This is a genomic window from Agromyces sp. Root81, from assembly GCF_001429165.1.
Classification (GTDB): Bacteria; Actinomycetota; Actinomycetes; order Actinomycetales; family Microbacteriaceae; genus Agromyces.
Map to the genome: position 1 here is coordinate 74,511 of NZ_LMIR01000004.1, position 19,411 is coordinate 93,921.

Sequence of the window (19,411 nt, forward strand, 5' to 3'; positions counted from 1 at the left end):
ATCTCCCTGTCCCTTGTCTCGATCACGGTCCATACGAGGAGATCTGCGATTCCGAGGGCCAGTGCGGGCTCGGCCGTCCTCGAGACAACAGATCTCCGCGGAATCGCACGAGCTCAACGAGTGCGATGCAATCCCTGCGCCACGGCGCGCACGATGTGATCCTGAACCGTCTGCCATCGGTCGACGATCTGGGAGTAGCCGACCCGGATCACGTGGTAGCCGAGCAGCATCAGCTCCGCATCGTGCTCGATATCGGACTCGCGCTGCTCGCCGACGTGATGGCCACCGTCGATCTGCAGCACGAGGCGTTCCCCGATGAGGAAGTCCACCCGATGTCCCGCGATCCAGACCTGAGGCACGAGCGGGATCTTCATCCATGCCAGTCGTGGCACTACGAACGACTCCAGGCCGGAGTCGGAGAACGGGAGTGCCGACCCGAGCACGTTCCGCACTGCCGTCGGAAGGGGCATCCGTTCGAGCGCCTGCCGATCGAGGAGACCTCGACGCAGCGCAGACTCCCACACCGCGAGGGCCGCCTCGAACGGCTGACACTGCGCCACGAGGACGAGGACGTTCTCGATCGGGTCGGTGAGGGCATCGGGATGCCGCGGCACGAGCGGCTTCGCCCAATGCACGGTCGCATCCCTCGGAGTGGCGCATCCCGAGTGCGCGGGCGCGGCGACGTGCGGTCGGTCCTCGTCGAGTACCCAGAGTCCGAGACGCCGCGCCTGACTGATGCACGAGACCACCACCCCGGCACGAGCGGCAGCGACGAGATACGCATCGGCACCGGGGACCGCCACCCAGCCCTTGCGCACCCGGGCCAAGCTTCCGCTCGCGAGAGCCCGGTCGATTCGGTGCCGACTGTAGCCGGATCGGATGAGGTTGCGTGTGCGGACGACCCCGCCCATCGCAGACGCGTACACAGTGATCGGATCGGTCGCATGATCGGGTTCGACCGCGGTGGCGCTGTTCACACCGTCGACACTGAGCGAGGCTCGAGCGGACACGGATGTCACGGGCAGATCCGTGCACAACTCGGGTCCTCGGGCGAATGTGGAGGAGGCGTGCGGCAGCGTCGAAAACGAGGGGATCCGCGATTGCGAGGGCCTATCCCGTCCCACTCGCCCTCGGAATCGCCGATCTCCTCGCATCTGCAGGGGTGCGGGGCGCGGCTTGGACGGAAGGAGTGGCGCGAGGGCCACTCCGTGCTGAACAGCCGACCTACATGCGGAACAGCCCGAACGCCGGCTCGGGCAGCGGCGTGCGGCTCGCGAGCTCGAGCGCGAGGGCGAGCACCGTGCGCGTGTCCTCCGGCGCGATGATGCCGTCGTCCCACAGTCGGGCGGTCGAGTGGTACGGGCTGCCCTGGTCGTCGTACTGGGCACGGATCGGGTCCTTGAACGCCTGCTCCGCGGCATCCGACCAGGTCTCGCCCTTCACCGCGAGCTGGTCGCGCTTGACGGTCGAGAGCACGGATGCCGCCTGCTCCCCGCCCATCACCGAGATGCGGGCGTTCGGCCACATCCAGAGGAACCGGGGCGAGTACGCCCGCCCGCACATCGAGTAGTTGCCGGCGCCGAACGAGCCGCCGATGACGACCGTGAACTTCGGCACGCGGGTCGTCGCGACGGCCGTGACCATCTTCGCGCCGTGCTTGGCGATGCCGCCCGACTCCGCATCGCGGCCGACCATGAAGCCCGAGATGTTCTGCAGGAAGAGCAGCGGGATGCCGCGCTGGTCGCACAGCTCGATGAAGTGCGCGCCCTTCATGGCCGACTCGCTGAAGAGCACGCCGTTGTTCGCGACGATGCCGACCGGGTGGCCGTCGATGTGCGCGAAGCCCGTCACGAGCGTGTCGCCGTACTCGCGCTTGAACTCGGCGAACTCGCTGCCGTCGACGAGACGCGCGATCACCTCGCGCACGTCGTACGGCTGCTGCACGTCGACCGGCACCGCGGCGGTGAGCGTCGACGGATCGACGGCCGGCGGCCGCGGCTCGCGCACGGCCCACGCCCGCGGCGCCGGCTCGGGCAGGGTCGCGACCATGTCGCGCACGAGCTCGAGCGCGTGCTCGTCGTCTTCGGCGAGGTGGTCGGTGACGCCCGAGACGCGGGTGTGGAGTTCGCCGCCACCGAGCTCTTCGGGGGTGACGATCTCGCCGATCGCCGCCTTCACGAGCGGCGGGCCGCCGAGGAAGATGGTGCCCTGGTTCCGCACGATCACGGTCTCGTCGCTCATCGCGGGCACGTAGGCGCCGCCGGCCGTGCAGGAGCCGAGCACCGCGGCGAGCTGCGGGATGCGCATCGACGAGAGCTGCGCCTGATTGAAGAAGATGCGACCGAAGTGGTCGCGGTCGGGGAACACCTCGTCCTGCAGCGGCAGGAAGGCGCCACCCGAGTCGACGAGGTAGATGCACGGCAGCCGGTGCTCCTTCGCGACCTCCTGGGCGCGCAGGTGCTTCTTCACCGTCATCGGGTAGTAGGTGCCGCCCTTGACCGTGGCGTCATTGCAGACGACGAGCACCGGGCGTCCGTGCACGAGCCCGACGCCCGTGATGATGCCGGCGCCCGGCGAGTCGCCGCCGTAGAGCCCTTCGGCTGCGAGCGGGGAGAGTTCGAGGAACGGGCTGCCCTCGTCGAGCAGGCGGTCGACCCGGTCGCGCGGCAGCAGTTTGCCGCGAGCGACGTGGCGGTCGCGGGATGCCTCGGGGCCGCCCAGCGCCGCCGTCGCGAGGCGGGTGCGCAGCTCCGAGAGAAGCTCGGCGTGGGCCTCGGTGTTGGAACGCGCGGCATCGGCGCTCGGGTCGATGCTCGTCTGCAGGATGGACATTCGTTCCACCAGTCTTCGTCGACGGCGCGCCCCCTTGTGGCCGGCGCTGAATTTCGGTTAGTGTGCACTAACTCGATTCCCGATGTTAGCGAGCATTAACCGAGATGGCAACCACACCGAGCACGGCCGAGATCGTCGGCGAGCCTCTCGCGGGCGCACCGGCCGTCGGCGCCGCGACCGAACGCAGCCGGCAGAAGGCCGATCGCCGACAGGCGATCCTCTCCGCGGCCGCGACGCTCTTCGCACAGCGCGGGTACGCCGGTGTCACGATCGAAGACCTCGGTGCAGCCGTCGGCGTGAGCGGCCCCGCCGTCTACCGCCACTTCCCCGGCAAGGCCGCCGTGCTCGCCGCGATCCTCCAGGGCGCGAGCATCACGCTGCTCGACGGCGCCGAGCGGGTGCTCGGCGCGGCATCCGACCCCGCATCAGCGCTTCGCGAGCTCATCGCGTTCCATGTCGACTTCGCACTCGGCGACGCCGACGTGATCCTCGTGCAAGACAGGGAGCTCGAGCAGCTCGACGTCGACGCGCGTCACGAGGTGCGCCTCCTCCAGCGCCAGTACGTCGAGCACTGGGTCGACACCCTCCACAGACTCCGGCCCGATCGGGCCGAGACGGAACTCAGGATCCGGGCACACGCCGCCTTCGGCCTCCTGAACTCCACTCCGCACAGCGCCCGCATCCCTGGGCGCAGACCCGCCGACGGCACCATCCGCGGCATCCTGGAGGAAATGACATGGGCGAGCCTCATGTCGTGACCCTGCGCGCCACCCGCGCAGGCGATCTCGACGCACTGTTCGCGTTCGGTGAAGACGAGAGGGCCGTGCACATGGCCGCGTTCACGTCACCCGATCCGAGCGATCGCGCGATGTTCGACGCCCATTGGCGTCGGCTCCTCGCGGACCCCACGGTCGACACCCGCACCGTGCGCGCGGATGGCGTGATCGTCGGCAGCGTCGGCCGATGGTTCGAAGACGGCCGTGCCGAACTCACCTGCTGGATCGACTCGGCGCACTGGCACGAGGGCATCGCCACCCGGGCGATGCGGTTGTTCCTCGACGAGGTGCACGAGCGCCCGGTGCGCGCCCGCGTGGCCGCCGACAATGCTCCGTCGATCGCACTGCTCGAGAAGCTCGGCTTCCGGCACGTGGGCACCGAGACGAGCTTCGCGAACGCGCGCGACGCCGAGATCGAGGAGCGCGTCTACACGCTCGATTGAGCCCGAGCGGATCGCACCATCGACCCGGTCAGCTGCCGGAGCGCGCTCCCTGCTCCGCGGCGATGCCGGCGATGCGTGCGGCGAGCTCGAGGTCGCGCGAGGTGACCCCGCCGACGTCGTGGGAGCTCAGCTCGAACTCGATGCGACCCCACCCGAGCTTGACGTCGGGATGGTGGTTCAACTCGTCGGCCACGACGGCGACCGCGTCGAGGAATCGAACGGCGCTCGCGAAGTCCGCGGTCGAGTAGGCGGCGACGAGCCGATCGCCGTGATGGCCGAATGCACCCCCGGCCAACTCGTCGGCGGTCTCCCCGGGCGAGAGGATGCTGCGTGCGTTCATGCCACCATCCTCTCGCCGGGCCTTCGATGCCGCCACCGGTGCTCGCACCGGGGTTCGCCTCACACCATGGTCAACGCGACACCCGGCTCCCGGAGGATCGCACCGACGTCGGCGAGGAAGCGCGAGCCCTGCGCCCCGTCGACGAGCCGGTGGTCGAACGAGAGGCTCAGGGTCATCATCTCGCGGAGCGCGATCTCGCCGCGGTACTCCCACGGCTGACGGCGCACCGCGCCCATCGCGAGGATCGCCGCCTCCCCCGGGTTCAGGATCGGCGTGCCCGCGTCGATGCCGAAGACGCCGATGTTCGTGATCGAGATCGTGCCGCCCGAGAGATCGGCCGGGCTCGTGCGCCCGGCGCGCGCGGTCTCCGCGAGCGCGGCGATGGCGTCGGCGAGCTCGGCGAGCGTCATGCGCTCCGCCGCCTTCACATTCGGCACGACGAGGCCGCGCTCGGTCGCGGCGGCGATGCCGAGGTTGACCCCGCCGAACCGCACGATCTCCTGCGCCTCCTCGTCCCACCGGGAGTTGATCTCGGGGGTGCGGCGAGCCGCGATGCACACGGCCTTCGCGACGACCGTGAGCGGCGTCACCTTGCGGCCCGCGAAGTCGCGATCGTCGCGCAGCCCGCGGAGCAGCTCCATCGTGGCCGTCACGTCGACGGTCAGGAACTCGGTGACGTGGGGCGCGGTGAACGCGCTCCGCACCATCGCCGCAGCGGTGTGCTTGCGCACCCCCTTGATCGGGATCCGCGTCTCGGCGGGCGCTTCGGCGCGACCGGCCGCCGTGAGCGACGACACGTCGTCGGGCACCGGCATCGCGAGAGCGGATGCCGCGCGCTCGACGTCGTCACGAGTGATCAGGCCGCGCTCGCCGCTGCCGTCGATCGTCTCGAGGTCGAGGCCGAGATCGCGGGCGAGCTTGCGCACGGGCGGCGTCGACCGAGGGCGTTCGGTGCGCGCCGTCACAGAGGCGGCCGCCGCAGCGACCACCGGCTCGACGCGCTGAGATTCGGGCACCGACGGCACGAGGTCGGCGGCGAGCGCCCCGCGCCGGGCGCGGCGCTTCGGTCCACTCTCGGCCGCGGCGCCGTAGCCGACGAGGTTCGGCCCTGGCGCGGCGTCGGCCGCGGCATCCGCATCGGGGCTCGGCGAGGCCTGGACGGTGTGCGCCGCAGACGCGGCACCTGCGGCCGGCGCCGAGCCAGGGGCATCCGCCTCACCGGTGTCGCAGGAGAAGAGCGGGGCGCCGACGTCGATCGTCTCCCCCTCTGCCGCATGCAGCGCCGTGATGACGCCGGCGTACGGCGACGGCAGCTCGACGACGGCCTTCGCGGTCTCGACGTCGGCGATGATCTGGTTGAGCTCGACGCGATCGCCCACGGCGACGCGCCAGGCGACGAGCTCGGACTCGGTGAGACCTTCGCCGAGGTCGGGCAGCGGGAAGCTCCGGATCATGCTCACGCCTCCACCCCGCTCAGCGAGTTCGGCCGGCCCAGCACCCGGTCGACCCCGTCGAGGATGCGGTCGAGGTCGGGCAGGTGGTGCCGCTCGAGCTTCGCCGGCGGGTAGGGGATGTCGTGGCCGGTGACGCGCACCGGCGCGGCCTCGAGGAACTCGAAGCAGCGCTCGGTGATCGAGGCCGCGATCTCCGCCCCCACCCCGCCCTGCTGCCCGGCCTCGTGCGTGATCACGAGCCGGCCGGTGCGGCGCACTGAGGCCTCGATGGTCGCGTAGTCGACGGGTGCGAGCGAGCGCAGGTCGATGACCTCGATCGAGACCCCGTCTTCGGCGGCGGCAGTGGCGACATCGCGTGCCGTCGGCACGAGCCCCCCGTAGGTCACGAGGGTCACGTCACTGCCGGTCGTCACCGTCGTCGCGACGCCCATCGGCCGGGCGTCGGCGAGGTTCGCCGTCTCGTCGACCTCGCCCTTCACGTGGTAGCGCCGCTTCGGCTCGAAGAACAACACGGGGTCGTCGCTCGCGATCGCCTGGCGGATCATCACGTAGGCGTCGGCCGGGTTCGAGCACGCAACGACGCGCAGGCCGGCGGTGTGCGCGAAGTACGCCTCGGGCGACTCCGAGTGGTGCTCGGCCGCGCCGATGCCGCCGCCGAACGGCACCCGGATCGTGATCGGCATGCGCACGTTGCCGTGCGAGCGGTAGTGCAGCTTGGCGACCTGCGCGACGATCTGGTCGAACGCCGGGTAGATGAAGCCGTCGAACTGGATCTCGATGACGGGGCGGAAGCCGCGATACGCGAGTCCGACCGCGGTGCCGACGATGCCGGCCTCGGAGAGCGGGGTGTCGACGACCCGCTTCGCCCCGAACTCCGCCTTCAGCCCGTCGGTGACGCGGAAGACGCCGCCGAGGGTGCCGATGTCCTCGCCCATGAGCACGACCTTGTCGTCGTCGGCGAGCGAGCGCCGGAGCCCGGCGTTGAGGGCCTTCGCGAGCGTGAGCGTGGTCATCGTGCGCCTCCTTCGGCGGTCTCGGATGCCGCAGCGCCCGTCTCGTCGAACATCGCGAGGTAACGCGTGTAGTGGTCGCGCTGGCGCTCGACGTGGCTGTTGGGCTCGGCGTAGACGTGGTCGAAGACGGTCAGCGCCTCGGGGTCGGCGATCGTCGTGAGCGCGGCACGGAGCTCAGCGGCCGCGCGGTCGGCGTCGGCCCCGACCTCGCGCTCGAGACCGGCGACGTCGACACCGGATGCCTCGAGCAGCGCGAGCACTCGTGCGAGCGGGTCGCGTTCGCGCCATTCGGCGAGCTCCTCGTCGGTGCGGTAGCGCTTCGGGTCGTCGGCTGTCGTGTGCGGCCCCATGCGGTACGTGACGGCCTCGATGAACGTCGGCCCCTCGCCGCGGCGGGCGCGGTCGAGGGCGATGCGGGTGGCCGCGAGCACGGCGAGCACGTCGTTGCCGTCGACGCGCACGCCCGGCATGCCGAAGCCGTCGGCGCGGCGGGCGAGGTGCTGCTTCGACTGCAGGCCGACCGGTTCGGAGATCGCCCACTGGTTGTTCTGGCAGAAGAAGACGACCGGGGCGTCGAAGCTCGCGGCGAAGACGAGCGCCTCGTTGACGTCGCCCTCGCTCGTGGCGCCGTCGCCGAAGTAGGCGATGGCCGCGGCGTCAGAGCCCTCCCATGCTGCGCCCATGGCATAGCCGGTGGCGTGCAGCGTCTGGGCGCCGATGATGATCTGCGGCACGGCCATGCCGTGCTCGAACGGGTTCCAGCCGGAGGCCGTGCTGCCGCGCCAGACGGAGAGGAGGTCGGCAGGTGCGACGCCGCGGACCCACGCGAGCGCGTGCTCGCGGTAGCTGGAGAAGATGAAGTCGTCGTCGCGGAGCGCGCGGCCCGAGCCGATCTGCGCGGCCTCCTGGCCGGCGAGCGGCGGCCAGAGCCCGAGTTCGCCCTGCCGCTGGAGCGCGGTGGCCTCGGTGTCGATGCGACGCACGATCGCCATGTCGCGGTAGAGGCGGCCGAGCGCACCGAGGTCGATGTCGGCGATCCACGGATCGAACTCCGCGTTCGCGTGGCGTTCGCCCGTGGGAGTCACGAGCTGCACGAAGTCGTCGGGCCTCGTCAAGAGGCCGGTGGCGTCTCGGTCTGATGGGGTCATCGTCGATCCTCGCTGTCGGCGGGCTCGCTTCGTGGGCTGCCCGCGCCCGGCGACTCTGCCGGATACCCAGAGCGTACGTCGATCTTGCACACAGCTCAACCAACAAGAGTGCCGCTGAGCATGTTGCACGGTTCGCTCGACCGTTCGACTGCTATCGTGTGGCGTTATGACCGGTTACGACGCTGTTGACAAGGCGCTGCTCACGGCGCTCGCCCCCGACCCGAGGGCGACCGTGGTGGCGCTCGCCGACCGTCTCGGCCTCTCGCGCAACACGGTGCAGGCGCGCATGGCGCGCCTCGAGGCATCCGGCGCCTTCCTCTCCTTCGAGCGCAGCATGGACCCGGCGCCGCTCGGGTACCCGATCGAGGCGTTCGTCTCCGTGCACGTGCGCCAGAAGCTGCTCGGCGACGTCGTCGACGAGATCGGGCGCATCCCCGAGGTGATCCAGGCGCACGGGCTCTCGGGGTCGATCGACCTGCTCGTGCGAGTGGTCTGCCGCGACGCGCACGACCTCTTCCGCATCGACGGCGAGATCCTCGCGATCGACGGCGTCGAACGCACCGAGACCTCGCTCGCGATGGGCGAGCTCATCCCCTACCGACTGGCGCCGCTGCTCGAACGCTGAGGCGGCAGCGCGCGTCAGCCGAAGAGCTCGATGTGCTCCTCCTCCGGCCCGAGCTCCGGTTCCGAACGGAGCTCGAGGACGGAGCCGACGCGTTCGAGCTCGAGCACGACGATCTCGTTCCTCCCCGCACTGAGCAGCGGGCCGGGCACGTAGAGGGTCACCTGCGGTCCGACCTCCCAGTAGCGGCCGAGCAGGAAGCCGTTGATCCAGAGGAAGCCCTTCCCGAAATCGGGCAGCGCGAAGAAGGCGTCAGCCGGAGCTTCGAGGTCGAGGGTGGCGCGGAAGAACCCGGGGCGGGTGTCTCCCTCGTGCTCCGAGACCTCGGCTTCCGCGTCGGCGAGTCGGCTCGCCGCCGGCGTCACCTCGGCGAGTTGAGCCGCGCCCCACTCCGCGATCGGCAACGATAGGCTCTGCCAGCCCTGCACGAGTCGACGGTCGACCTGCACGGTGCCGAGGATGCCCTTGCCTTCGCCGAGCATCGGCCCGTAGTTGATGCGCCCCTGGTTCTCGACGAGGATCTCGAGCTCGACCCGCTCTCCCCGGCCCTCGACACCGATCCCGTCGAGCGCTTCGACCTCGTCGACGATGCCGACGAGGCGGCCGTCGATCCACACGTGCGCGCGATCGTGCAGGCCGCGGATCGTGAGCGTGCTCGATCCGGTGGGGAGAATCGGGTGCGCTCGGTACAGCACCAGGCCGGCGTCCTGTCCGAGCTCCTCGAAGCTGCGTGGGGCGGGCGTCACCGGCGCGCCGGGTGCACCACCGACGGCGCGAAGCGCCGGAAGCAGGTCGGCCGCAGGCGTGAACGGAACCCGTGCCGCCTGCAGCACCGGCCGATCGGCCGGGGCCGGCGGCGGCTCGATGCCCGTGAACGCCGTGAGGCTCGAGCGGAGCACCCGGCCCTTCGCCGTCATGCGCCCCTGTTCGCTCACCGGGGCATCCGAGTCGTAACTCGTCGTCGTGGGGGTGAGTACCCGTCCGTCATGGTTCGCCCCCGACCACAGGCCGAAGTTCGTACCTCCATGTGCCATGTAGATGCTGACCGATCCGCCCAGCGAGAGGATGTCGTCGACGACGCCCACCGCACTCTCCGGCGCCCGCACATGGTGCCGGCCACCCCAGTGGTCGAACCAGCCGTTCCAGTACTCGGCGCAGAGGAACGGCTCGCCATCGCGCCGCGAGCGGAGCAGCGCAGCCGCCTCACCCGCACGCGAGCCGAACGTCGCCGTCGCGAGCACGTCAGGCAAGGTCCCGCCGTCGAGCATGAGTTCGGTCGGACCGTCAGCCGTGTACAGGAGTTCGTCGATCCCGCGCTCGACCAAGGCCTGACGGAGCCAACGCAGGTAGCCGAGGTCGTCGCCGTAACTGCCGAACTCGTTCTCGAGCTGCACGGCGACGATCGGCCCGCCTCGGCCAGCCTGCAGGCCCGCGAGGCGCGGGATGAGTTCGTCGAACCACTCGGCGACCGCGGCAAGGTACTGCTCGTCGCTCGACCGAGGACGCAGCCCGGGCCGCGCAGTGAGCCAGGCCGGGAATGCCCCGTTGTCCCATTCGGCGCAGATGTACGGTCCGGGCCGCACGATGACGTCGAATCCGAGTTCACCGGCGAGGCGGATGAACGCCTCGAGGTCCCGCCATCCGCTGAAATCGGCCGGCCCGTTCGTACGCTGGTGGAAGTTCCACGCCACGTACGTGTCGATCGTGTTCAGTCCGAGCGCCGCCAGCCGCTCGAGCCGGTCGCGCCACAGCTCGGGGTGGACGCGGAAGTAGTGGATCGATCCGCTCAGCACGCGATGCGGTCGACCCGCGCGGAGGAGTTCGCCGTCGCGGAAGGTGAGCAGCGGCACGGATGGCTCGGCGGGAGAGTCGTCGAGCGAGGTGCTGTGGAAGGTGGTCACTTGATGGCTCCGGCGGTGAGGCCCGCACGCCAGAAGCGCTGCAGGCAGAGGAAGGCGACGACGAGGGGGAGGATCGACAGGAACGCGGCAACGACGACCGTGCCGGCCGGGATCTGGCCCTGCGACGCGGACCAGCCGGCGAGACCGACGACGACCGGTTGCAGCGAGGTGTCGTTGAGCACCATCGCCGGCAGCAGGTAGTTGTTCCACACCTCGACGAACTGGAACAGGAAGATCGTCACGAGCGCCGGCGCCATGATGCGGGCCGAGACCGAGCGGAAGATGCGGAACTCCCCCGCGCCGTCGAGCCGTCCGGCCTCGATGAGCTCGTCGGGCACCGCCTGCGACGCGAAGACGCGGGCGAGGTACACCCCGAACGGGCTGACGACCGACGGGAGCAGCATGGCGAACGGCGTGTTCAGGAGGCCGACCTGGTTGAACATCAGGAACAGCGGAAGCGTGAACATGATCTTCGGGATGAGCACGGCAGCGAGGATGGCGCCGAACACGACGCCGCGCCCCCGGAACTCGTACTTCGCGATCGCGTACCCCGCCATCGCCGAGATGACCGTGCCGAAGAGTGCGGCGGTGCCGGCGTAGAACACGCTGTTCAGCATCCAGCGACCGAAGATCCCGTCGTGGGCCTCGAAGACGAGCGCGATGTTCTCGAACAGCGCGAACCCGTCGAACCACAGGCCGCTGCCGCTGAACTGGTGGCCGGCCGGTTTCGTGCTCGCCACGACGAGCCACCAGACCGGGGCGAGGAAGTAGAAGGTCGTGATCGCAAGGACCGTCATCACGCCGATCCGGCTTGCGAGGCTGGTGTCGCGCTGCCCACCCGGGCGAGCACCGGAATCGCGTTGCTTCGGCGGGCGTGTTGCGGAGACGAGTGTCGGCGTCATCGCTCGCCCCTGCCCGTCACCTTGAAGAAGACGAAGGAGGCAACGCCGACGAGTACCGCGAGCACGACCGACTGGGCTGCAGCGTACGGATAGTTCTGCGCGGCCACAGAGGCCTGGGCGGCCATCAGCGGCGTGTAGGTCGAGGTGATCGCGCCCCCCGAGATCGGCTTCAGCACCGTCGGCTCGTTGAACAGCTGTGCGGACCCGATGATCGAGAACACCGTCGTGAGAATGATCGCGGGCCGGACCATCGGAATCTTGATGCTCCATGCGATGCGCGTCGCCGAGGCGCCGTCGAGCTTCGCGGCTTCGAGCATCTCACCCGGGATGGTCTGCAGCGCCGAGTAGATGATGAACATGTTGTAGCCGGTCCAGCACCAGGTCACGACGTTCGCGACCGACCAGAGCGCGAGCTCCTCGCTGAAGAACGGGATCGTGAAGCCGAACGCCTGCTCGAGGAAGCCGTTGATGGGGCTCGTGACCGGTGAGTAGAGGAACGACCACATGACCGCCGCGACGACCGTGGGCACGGCGAACGGCAGGAAGCTCGCCAGCCGGAAGAACCCGCGCCCCCTGGCCGACTTCGAGTCGAGCAGGAGCGCGATCAGCAGGGCGAGCCCGAGCATGATCGGCACCTGCACCGCGCCGAAGACCAGCACTCGACCGAGCGATGCGACGAACTCGTCATCGCTGAACACACGGGCGTAGTTGGCGAACGGATCGAAGGAGAGCGTCGGTGCCGCGAGTCCCAGACCGCTGCGCTGCAACGTGAACAGGCTCTGCACGAACGCGAAGACGATCGGCGCGACGTACATCGCGGCGAACAGCGCGAGGAAGGGCAGTAGGAACAACCATGGCGTGCGCCATCTGAGCGTGCGGGCGCTCGCTCCGTTCGCGGTGATCGCGGTCATTTCACTCCTGTCGTGATGCACCGTAGTGCGGTCGTGGCACGGTTCCTGTGGATGGCGGGCCGGGCTCTTCGGCCCGCCATCCACGATGCGGTGGAGACGCGTCGGATGCTACTCGGCGACCGAGAGGCCCTGGGCATCAAGACCCGCGACGGTCTTCTCCTGCGTCGCCACGAGTGCATCCGCGATGGTGCCGTCGCCGGCCCACGCCTTGCTCAGTGCGTCGTCGAGGTAGCCGACCGTCTCGGGCATCGTCGGGCCCCACACCCATCCGTTCGCGACCTGTGCGAAGGACTCGGCGAACACCTCGTAGATCTTCTGGCCGCCGAAGTAGTCGTCACCCTCGCTCAGCACCGGGAGGCTCAGCAGTTCGGTCGCTGCGGGGTAGAGCCCCGCCGTCGTCACGAGTGCGCTGAACGTGTCGGGGTCGGTGCTCATGAAGTGCGCGAAGTCCCAGGCGGCTTCGGGGTTCTCGCACCCCTTCAGCACGGCCGTGCCCGACCCGCCGACGTTGCCGGTCACTTCATCGCCCGCGTTCCACTGCGGCATCGGGGCGACCGCCCACTTGCCCGCACCATCGGGTGCGCTGCCCTTCAGGACGCCGGCGATCCAGACGGCGCCCACGTGCGTCGCGATGCTCCCGTCGCCGATACCGGTGTACCAGGACTGGTCCCACATCGGTGCCGGGCTCATCAGGCCTTCGTCCACCATTCCCTGCCAGTACGAAGCGACCTGCTCACCTTCCGGCGAGTCGATCGAAACATCCCATGCGTCGCCCTCGACGCCGAACCACGGCGCTTCGGCCTGCCAGTCGAAGCCGGCGTAGTCGTAGTTGAGGTACGTCGCGGAGATGAACTTGGACGGATCCGCGGCGTGGATCGTCTCTGCAGCGGCCTTGTACTCGTCCCACGTCGTCGGCACCGCGAGGCCGAGCGACTCGAAGACCTCGGTGTTGTAGAACATGGCCATCGGCCCTTGGTCGACCGGGGCGCCGAAGACGGCGTCGCCGACGCTCATCGCCGACCAGGTCGCCGGGCTGAATTCGTCTTCATCAGCGGCGGCGATCTCGGAGACGTCTTCGAGTGCGCCCTGTGCGGCGAAGCTCGTGAGCGTCTCGTAGCCGACCTGCGCGAGGCACGGCGCGTTGCCTGCGGTGACGGCGTTGAGCATCTTCTCGTAGCCGCCCTTCGCTCCTGAGGCGACTTCCTCGTAGTTGACCGTGACGGCGTCCTGTGACGCGTTGTACGCGTCGACTGCTTCGGCGTAGCCCGGCGCCCACCCCCAGAAGTCGATCTCGACGGGAGCGTCGGCGCTCGGCAAACCACCCGAAGTGCATGCGGTGAGCGCGATGCCCGTCGCGAGTGCGCCGGCCAGACCGACCGAGCGAAGTGCTGTCTTCTTCACTGAAATCTCCTTCGAATGCAGAGGGACTGGCCGAGCGGCCGCCGGGACGAGTGTTGCACAGATTGTTACCGATAACAACAACCGAGTTCCCGAGCAGCGCGCGGTTTCTTTGACATCCGGCGAATCGAGCCGCGGAAGCCATATGATCGATAACATCTCAAGTGGCATGGCGACCATGCCGCATCCAACGCACTGGGAGCACCGATGCCGAGCACCGAACGCCCGACCAGCGGCCGAACACCCGACATGGGCGATGTCGCCGCGCTCGCTGGAGTCTCGAAGCAGACCGTCTCCCGAGCGCTCAGCAACCACCCCAACGTCACTCCGCGCACACGAGCCAAGGTGGAGGCCGCCGTGGCCCAGCTCGGCTACCGCCGCAACGCCGCGGCGAGCACCCTCTCGTCTGGCCGCAGCCGCACGATCGGCATCGTCAGCATGCCGACCGTCAACTACTCGAGCGCCGTGTTCAGTTACAGCATCGAACGCGCCGCCCGCGCCGGCGGCTACTCTGTGAGCGTCGCATCCGTCACATCGCTCTCGCCGGACTCGATCGCCACCGCGATGTCGCGACTCGCGGAACAGGCCGTCGAAGGCATCGTGCTCATCGTTCCCATGATCGTCGGCAGCGAGGCGACGGAGGCGATCAGCCGCCGCATCCCGACCGTGACGATCGACGGATCGCGCTCCGAGTCGACGCAGGTCGTCGCCGTCGATCAGACCGAGGTCGGTCGCCTCGCCACCGAGCACCTCCTCTCCCTGGGTCACGAGACGGTCTGGCACCTGGCCGGCCCTGACGAATGGGTCGAGGCCGGAGAACGCGAGGCGGGGTGGCGGGACACCCTCGAATCGGCCGGCCGCACTGCTCCCCCGATCCTGCGCGGGGACTGGTCGCCGGAGTCCGGATACCAGGCCGGGCTCCTCCTGGCCCGCATGCCGGAGGTCACGGCGGTGTTCGCCTCGAGCGACGAGATGGCCTTCGGGGTGATCCGTGCCCTGCACGAACAGGGTCGGCGCGTGCCGCACGACGTCTCCGTCGTCGGGGTGGACGACATCGCGTTGGCGGCCTACTGCAGCCCCGCGCTCACGACCGTGCGGCAGCCGTTCGAGGAGATCGGCGCACTCGCTGTGGAGCACCTGCTCGAGAACATCGCCGATCCGTCTTCGACGCGCGAGCCGACCATCGTCGCCGCCTCGCTCATCGCGCGCGGCAGCACAGCACCGCCCGCCTGATTCCGAGCGCGGGTCGCGGCTCTCTCGTCGATCGATCGCGCGCGTGCTATCGTCTGGCGCCATGACCGGCAACAGCACTGGTCGAACGCCGGACGCGGGGCCGATGCGCATCGCGGTGCTCCGCTGCGAGCGGCTCCCCCGCTTCGTGACATGGGAGATCCCCGACGTCGAGTCACTGTTCGACGACGACCGCCGGCTCCTCGAGGCGTTCTCCGCGCTCGGCGCCGATGCCGAGCCCGTGGCGTGGACCGACCCGGAGGTCGACTGGGATGCCTACGACGCCGTCGTGCTCCGGAGCACTTGGGACTACGTCGACCGCCTGCCGCAGTTCCTCGAGGTGATCGCCGCCATCGAACGCTCGAGCGCCACCCTGCTCAATCCAGAGGCGCCCGTACGGTGGAACGCCGACAAGCACTACCTCGACGATCTCGACCGACTCGGCGCGCCGATCGTGCCGCTCATCCGCGGCACGCCCGCCGCGGGGGCACTCCTTCACGCGCAGATCGCCGATGCGGGCTGGCACGAGCTCGTGCTGAAGCCCGCGGTCGGCGTGGGCGGGTCGGGCGTCGTGCGAGCGACCGCCGCGACGCTCCACTCCGAGCTCGACGCGTTGCCGCCCGAGACCGAGGTGATGGTGCAACCGTTCGCCAGCGCGATCCTCGACGAGGGCGAACTCTCGTTCATCTACCTCGGCGACAGGCTGAGCCACGTGCTGCGCAAACGACCGGCGACCGGTGACTTCCGAGCGCACGGGATCTACGGCGGCACCGTCGAGGCGACTTCTGCCGATCCGGCGGATGTCGCGGAGGTGCACTCGTTGCTCGCGCGCCTCCCGTTCGACCTGCTCTACGCCCGCTTCGACGTCGTGCGCGTCGACGGACGGCTCGCCGTGCTCGAACTGGAACTCATCGAGCCGATGCTCTACTTCGGCCTCGCACCGGGCAGCGCCGAGCGACTCGCCGAAGCGGCACTCGCGCGACTCGGACGCCGCCCTCGCAGCTGAGCAGATCGAATTGCAAAGAAACCCTTGCAAAGGTTTCTTTGCAGCGATACCTTTGCAACATGGCATCCACGAACCCCGACGACATCACGGCCCAGCCGAGCAGCAGCCGTCACCCCGGCATCGATCACGTGCTGCCCTCCGCGAGCCTCAAATCGCTCGCGCATCCGCTGCGCGTTCGCATCTACGACGAGCTCTCGGCGTACGGCCCGCTCACTGCGAGCGGACTCGGCGAACGGCTGGGCGAGTCGAGCGGCTCGACGAGCTACCACCTGCGCCAGCTCGAACGTGCCGGCCTCGTGCGCGAAGACACCGCGAGGGGCAAGGGCCGTGAGCGCTGGTGGGACCGCACCCCGGGCTCGATCTCGATCCCCGATGCGCGATCGATGCCGCCCGGCAGTGCCGACCGCCTCGCGGTGAAACTCGTGGAAGACGAGTGGCTCCGCACCCGCGACCAGAACTTCCGCGAGTTCGTCGCCGAGGGTGAGAACGTCTTCGCCGCCGAATGGCTCGACATCGCGACCTTCGACACGATCAACCTGCGCCTCACGCCCGCACAGCTGCATGAGCTCGTCACCGACATCGACCTCGTGCTCAAGCGATACATCGACGCGTACAAGCGCACGCCATCGACCGGCTCGCGGCCGGTGCAGATCCACATCAACGCCTTCCCGCTCATCCGCGGGGAGCCGACCGACGACACCTCACCGCGCGTCACTTCACCGAAGGAGCAACGATGAACACCGCTCTCCTCTCCTCCAGCTCCGGACTGCTCTCGGGCTGGGCGGTGCGCAGCGGACTCGGCCTGGCGAGCTGGGGCATGCAGCGCGCGGCCCGGCGCACCGACCGCGACCGGCTCCAGCGCCGCCTCGAAGCGATGGCCGCCGCCGAGGCGGCCCTCGCCGAGCGCGACGCCATGCACCGCAGCGCCGGCTTCCTGCCGCTCTGAGCTGCCAGGCTCCGGGTCGCGCTGCGCTCCCCATCGGTCGGGTCGGTCGCCACTGCCACGGACTGCTCCGCCCGATCGGATCGCATCAAGCTGATCAGTCCGAGATCGCGCAGATCTCCGAAGTTGCCTAGCCCACAAACGACGGATGCCCCGCCCGAACGAATCGGGCGGGGCATCCGCCGTATTGACTGCGACTTACGCGTCGACGCCCTCAGCGGGCTCTTCGGCGTGCGTGCCTGCGGTCTCGCGACCCTCGGTGTCGGCCTCTTCAGCCAGTACCGGGGCGAGCGACAGCTTTCCGCGGTCGTCGATCTTCGTGATCTCGACGAGGATCTTCTGGCCGACGCCGAGCACGTCTTCGACGTTCTCGACGCGCTTGCCACCGGCGAGCTTGCGCACCTCGGAGATGTGCAGCAGGCCGTCCTTGCCGGGCAGCAGCGAGACGAACGCGCCGAAGGCGGCGATCTTCACGACCGTGCCGAGGAACTGCTCGCCGACCTCGGGGTTCGTCGGGTTGGCGATCGCGTTGACCTGGGCGCGGGCGGCCTCGGCCGAGGGGCCGTCGGTCGCGCCGATGTAGACGGTGCCGTCCTCCTCGATGGAGATGTCGGCGCCGGTCTCGTCCTGGATCGCGTTGATCGTCTTGCCCTTCGGGCCGATCAGCTCGCCGATCTTGTCGACGGGGATCTGCACCGAGATCACGCGGGGCGCGGTCGGGGCCATCTCGTCGGGGCCGTCGATGGCGGCGTTCAGCACGGCGAGGATCGTCGTGCGGGCGTCCTTCGCCTGCGTCAGCGCGCCGGCGAGCACCGAGGCGGGGATGCCGTCGAGCTTCGTGTCGAGCTGGATCGCGGTGACGAACTCCGACGTGCCGGCGACCTTGAAGTCCATGTCGCCGAGTGCGTCTTCGGCACCGAGGATGTCGGTGAGCGCCGCGTAGCGGGTCTCGCCGTTCACGGTGTCGGAGATGAGGCCCATCGCGATGCCGGCGACGGGTGCGCGCAGCGGCACGCCGGCGTTCAGGAGCGCGAGGGTCGAGGCGCAGACGGAGCCCATCGACGTCGAGCCGTTGGAGCCGAGCGCCTCGGACACCTGGCGGATCGCGTAGGGGAACTCCTCGCGCGTGGGCAGCACCGGCACGAGTGCGCGCTCGGCGAGTGCGCCGTGCCCGATCTCGCGACGCTTCGGCGACCCGACGCGACCGGTCTCACCGGTCGAGTAGGGCGGGAAGTTGTAGTTGTGCATGTAGCGCTTCTTGGTGACCGGGCTCAGCGAGTCGATCGACTGCTCGAGCTTCAGCATGTTCAGCGTCGTGACGCCGAGGATCTGGGTCTCACCGCGCTGGAAGATGGCCGAGCCGTGAACACGGGGAACGACCTGCACCTCGGCGTCGAGCGGGCGGATGTCCGCGAGCCCACGACCGTCGATGCGCACGCCCTCTTCGAGCACGCGCGAACGCACGACGTGCTTCGTGACCGACTTGTAGGCGGCGGAGACCTCGGCGTTGGCCGACTCGGGGAGCTCCCCGGCCTCGACCTTCGCGGCGACCTGCTCCTTGACGCGCGACTTCAGCGCGTCGTCGGCGTCTTGACGGGCGACCTTCTCGGCGATCTGGTAGATGCCCTTGAGCTCTTCGAGCGCGATCGCCTCGACGACGGCCTTCGTCTCGGCCTGGTAGGGCGGGAACGTCGGGTAGTCGGCGGTGGGCTTCGCGGCGGTCTTGGCGACCTGCTGCTGCGCCTCGACGAGCTGCTTGATGAAGGGCTTCGATGCCTCGATGCCCTGCGCGATGACGGCCTCGTCGGGCTTGACGCCACCGGCCTGGATGAGGTTCCACGCGTTGTCGGTCGCCTCGGCCTCGATCATCATGATCGCGACATCCTGCGAGCCGTCGGCCTCGGTGACCACGCGACCGGCGACCACCATGCTGAACACGGCCTCTTCGATCTGCGAGTACTTCGGGAACGCGACCCACTGGCCGTCGATGAGGGCGACGCGGACGCCACCGACCGGGCCGGAGAACGGCAGGCCCGAGAGCTGCGTCGAGAGCGACGCGGCGTTGATGGCGAGCACGTCGTAGAACTCGTCGGGCTCGATCGCGAGCACGGTGACGACGACCTGCACCTCGTTGCGGAGGCCCTCGACGAAGGAGGGGCGCAGGGGGCGGTCGATCAGGCGGCAGGTGAGGATCGCCTCGGTCGAGGGGCGGCCCTCGCGACGGAAGAACGAGCCCGGGATGCGACCCGCGGCGTACATGCGCTCTTCGACGTCGATCGTGAGCGGGAAGAAGTCGAAGTGCTCCTTCGGCTGCTTGGAGACCGAGGTCGCCGAGAGCAGCATGGTCTCTTCGTCGATGTAGGCCGCTGCGGAACCCTGCGCCTGCTGCGCGAGTCGTCCGGTCTCGAAGCGGATGGTGCGGGTGCCGAACTTGCCATTGTCGATGACGGCTTCGGCGAACGTGATTTCAGGACCTTCCAAGAGGTCGTCTC

General features: G+C 69.3%; 18 protein-coding genes and 1 pseudogene. 7 read left to right on the top strand and 12 right to left on the bottom strand.

The genetic code is table 11. The annotated features are described in order from the left end of the window. Nucleotides 1-113: 113 nt before the first annotated feature. From ASE14_RS17205 to ASE14_RS17210, 3 genes and pseudogenes are all read right to left on the bottom strand, one after another. Nucleotides 114-635 (bottom strand): endonuclease domain-containing protein, encoded by a 522-nt coding sequence (locus ASE14_RS17205; RefSeq protein ID WP_235511465.1) that lies wholly within the window; start codon nt 633-635, stop codon nt 114-116. A gap of 183 nt (nt 636-818) precedes the next feature. Further along, nucleotides 819-1,154, bottom strand: a pseudogene (locus ASE14_RS21460) (hypothetical protein); the annotation flags it as partial. 70 nt (nt 1,155-1,224) lie between these two features. Beyond that, a complete protein-coding gene (locus tag ASE14_RS17210) occupies nt 1,225-2,832 on the bottom strand; it encodes a carboxyl transferase domain-containing protein (protein ID WP_056658024.1) in 1,608 nt (535 codons plus the stop codon). Nucleotides 2,833-2,936: 104 nt separating this feature from the next. Between ASE14_RS17210 and ASE14_RS17215 the strand changes: the two genes are divergently transcribed. Together ASE14_RS17215 and ASE14_RS17220 are read left to right on the top strand one after the other, a co-directional pair. Continuing rightward, nucleotides 2,937-3,590, top strand: a complete 654-nt coding sequence (locus ASE14_RS17215) for a TetR/AcrR family transcriptional regulator (protein ID WP_082601012.1) — start codon at nt 2,937-2,939, stop codon at nt 3,588-3,590. Beyond that, nucleotides 3,569-4,051, top strand: a complete 483-nt coding sequence (locus tag ASE14_RS17220; protein ID WP_056658027.1) for a GNAT family N-acetyltransferase — start codon at nt 3,569-3,571, stop codon at nt 4,049-4,051. The genes ASE14_RS17215 and ASE14_RS17220 overlap by 22 nt, the downstream gene beginning before the upstream one ends. A 28-nt stretch (nt 4,052-4,079) precedes the next feature. Here the strand turns inward: ASE14_RS17220 and ASE14_RS17225 are convergent, their stop codons facing one another. Genes ASE14_RS17225 through pdhA form a run of 4 tightly spaced genes read right to left on the bottom strand, consistent with a single transcriptional unit; the run spans nt 4,080 to nt 8,006 of the window. Beyond that, nucleotides 4,080-4,391 (bottom strand): 4a-hydroxytetrahydrobiopterin dehydratase, encoded by a 312-nt coding sequence (locus ASE14_RS17225; protein WP_056658028.1) that lies wholly within the window; start codon nt 4,389-4,391, stop codon nt 4,080-4,082. A 59-nt stretch (nt 4,392-4,450) separates the two neighbouring features. After that, nucleotides 4,451-5,845, bottom strand: a complete 1,395-nt coding sequence (locus ASE14_RS17230; protein WP_056658031.1) for a dihydrolipoamide acetyltransferase family protein — start codon at nt 5,843-5,845, stop codon at nt 4,451-4,453. Nucleotides 5,846-5,847: 2 nt separating this feature from the next. Then, nucleotides 5,848-6,858 carry an alpha-ketoacid dehydrogenase subunit beta gene (locus tag ASE14_RS17235; RefSeq protein WP_056658035.1) on the bottom strand — a complete coding sequence of 337 codons (1,011 nt, stop codon included), beginning with the start codon at nt 6,856-6,858 and terminating at the stop codon, nt 5,848-5,850. Then, nucleotides 6,855-8,006: a pyruvate dehydrogenase (acetyl-transferring) E1 component subunit alpha gene (gene pdhA, locus ASE14_RS17240; RefSeq protein WP_056658038.1), complete on the bottom strand. Its 1,152-nt coding sequence runs from the start codon at nt 8,004-8,006 to the stop codon at nt 6,855-6,857. The genes ASE14_RS17235 and pdhA overlap by 4 nt, the downstream gene beginning before the upstream one ends. Nucleotides 8,007-8,172: 166 nt before the next feature. Here pdhA and ASE14_RS17245 point away from each other — a divergent pair, with 166 nt between their 5' ends. Further along, nucleotides 8,173-8,631 (top strand): Lrp/AsnC family transcriptional regulator, encoded by a 459-nt coding sequence (locus tag ASE14_RS17245; protein ID WP_056658041.1) that lies wholly within the window; start codon nt 8,173-8,175, stop codon nt 8,629-8,631. A 14-nt stretch (nt 8,632-8,645) separates the two neighbouring features. Here the strand turns inward: ASE14_RS17245 and ASE14_RS17250 are convergent, their stop codons facing one another. From ASE14_RS17250 to ASE14_RS17265, 4 genes are all read right to left on the bottom strand, one after another. After that, entirely contained in the window at nt 8,646-10,529 is a 1,884-nt protein-coding gene (locus ASE14_RS17250) for a beta-galactosidase (protein WP_082601013.1), read from the bottom strand. After that, on the bottom strand, nt 10,526-11,326 hold the full coding sequence (locus tag ASE14_RS17255; protein ID WP_235511466.1) for a carbohydrate ABC transporter permease: 801 nt from the start codon (nt 11,324-11,326) through the stop codon (nt 10,526-10,528). The genes ASE14_RS17250 and ASE14_RS17255 overlap by 4 nt, the downstream gene beginning before the upstream one ends. Nucleotides 11,327-11,427: 101 nt before the next feature. Further along, nucleotides 11,428-12,342 (bottom strand): carbohydrate ABC transporter permease, encoded by a 915-nt coding sequence (locus tag ASE14_RS17260; protein WP_056658047.1) that lies wholly within the window; start codon nt 12,340-12,342, stop codon nt 11,428-11,430. A 108-nt stretch (nt 12,343-12,450) separates the two neighbouring features. Continuing rightward, nucleotides 12,451-13,743, bottom strand: a complete 1,293-nt coding sequence (locus ASE14_RS17265; RefSeq protein ID WP_056658049.1) for an ABC transporter substrate-binding protein — start codon at nt 13,741-13,743, stop codon at nt 12,451-12,453. A gap of 204 nt (nt 13,744-13,947) precedes the next feature. On the opposite strand from ASE14_RS17265, the gene ASE14_RS17270 reads away from it, so the two are divergent. The 4 genes from ASE14_RS17270 (at nt 13,948) to ASE14_RS17285 (ending at nt 16,922) form a co-directional block, all read left to right on the top strand. Next, nucleotides 13,948-14,973, top strand: a complete 1,026-nt coding sequence (locus ASE14_RS17270; protein ID WP_056658052.1) for a LacI family DNA-binding transcriptional regulator — start codon at nt 13,948-13,950, stop codon at nt 14,971-14,973. A 61-nt stretch (nt 14,974-15,034) separates the two neighbouring features. Beyond that, complete coding sequence (locus ASE14_RS17275) at nt 15,035-15,976, top strand: RimK family alpha-L-glutamate ligase (protein ID WP_157373073.1); 942 nt, start codon at nt 15,035-15,037, stop codon at nt 15,974-15,976. A 59-nt stretch (nt 15,977-16,035) separates the two neighbouring features. Then, nucleotides 16,036-16,713 (top strand): transcriptional regulator, encoded by a 678-nt coding sequence (locus tag ASE14_RS17280; RefSeq protein ID WP_056658058.1) that lies wholly within the window; start codon nt 16,036-16,038, stop codon nt 16,711-16,713. Next, nucleotides 16,710-16,922, top strand: coding sequence for a hypothetical protein (locus ASE14_RS17285; protein ID WP_056658062.1), 213 nt, complete (start codon nt 16,710-16,712; stop codon nt 16,920-16,922). The genes ASE14_RS17280 and ASE14_RS17285 overlap by 4 nt, the downstream gene beginning before the upstream one ends. 195 nt (nt 16,923-17,117) lie before the next feature. On the opposite strand, the gene ASE14_RS17290 is transcribed toward ASE14_RS17285, so the two are convergent. Beyond that, nucleotides 17,118-19,400, bottom strand: a complete 2,283-nt coding sequence (locus ASE14_RS17290; protein WP_056658065.1) for a polyribonucleotide nucleotidyltransferase — start codon at nt 19,398-19,400, stop codon at nt 17,118-17,120. Nucleotides 19,401-19,411: the final 11 nt, after the last annotated feature.

Coding starts and splice junctions, on each gene's coding strand:
- pdhA (WP_056658038.1), bottom strand. CDS start 8,006: ATGACCCCATCAGACCGAGACGCCACCGGCCTCTTGACGAGGCCCGAC.
- ASE14_RS17255 (WP_235511466.1), bottom strand. CDS start 11,326: ATGACGGTCCTTGCGATCACGACCTTCTACTTCCTCGCCCCGGTCTGG.
- ASE14_RS17270 (WP_056658052.1), top strand. CDS start 13,948: ATGCCGAGCACCGAACGCCCGACCAGCGGCCGAACACCCGACATGGGC.
- ASE14_RS17210 (WP_056658024.1), bottom strand. CDS start 2,832: ATGTCCATCCTGCAGACGAGCATCGACCCGAGCGCCGATGCCGCGCGT.
- ASE14_RS17285 (WP_056658062.1), top strand. CDS start 16,710: ATGAACACCGCTCTCCTCTCCTCCAGCTCCGGACTGCTCTCGGGCTGG.
- ASE14_RS17235 (WP_056658035.1), bottom strand. CDS start 6,858: ATGACCACGCTCACGCTCGCGAAGGCCCTCAACGCCGGGCTCCGGCGC.
- ASE14_RS17280 (WP_056658058.1), top strand. CDS start 16,036: ATGGCATCCACGAACCCCGACGACATCACGGCCCAGCCGAGCAGCAGC.
- ASE14_RS17275 (WP_157373073.1), top strand. CDS start 15,035: ATGACCGGCAACAGCACTGGTCGAACGCCGGACGCGGGGCCGATGCGC.
- ASE14_RS17230 (WP_056658031.1), bottom strand. CDS start 5,845: ATGATCCGGAGCTTCCCGCTGCCCGACCTCGGCGAAGGTCTCACCGAG.
- ASE14_RS17225 (WP_056658028.1), bottom strand. CDS start 4,391: ATGAACGCACGCAGCATCCTCTCGCCCGGGGAGACCGCCGACGAGTTG.
- ASE14_RS17220 (WP_056658027.1), top strand. CDS start 3,569: ATGGGCGAGCCTCATGTCGTGACCCTGCGCGCCACCCGCGCAGGCGAT.
- ASE14_RS17215 (WP_082601012.1), top strand. CDS start 2,937: ATGGCAACCACACCGAGCACGGCCGAGATCGTCGGCGAGCCTCTCGCG.
- ASE14_RS17260 (WP_056658047.1), bottom strand. CDS start 12,342: ATGACCGCGATCACCGCGAACGGAGCGAGCGCCCGCACGCTCAGATGG.
- ASE14_RS17245 (WP_056658041.1), top strand. CDS start 8,173: ATGACCGGTTACGACGCTGTTGACAAGGCGCTGCTCACGGCGCTCGCC.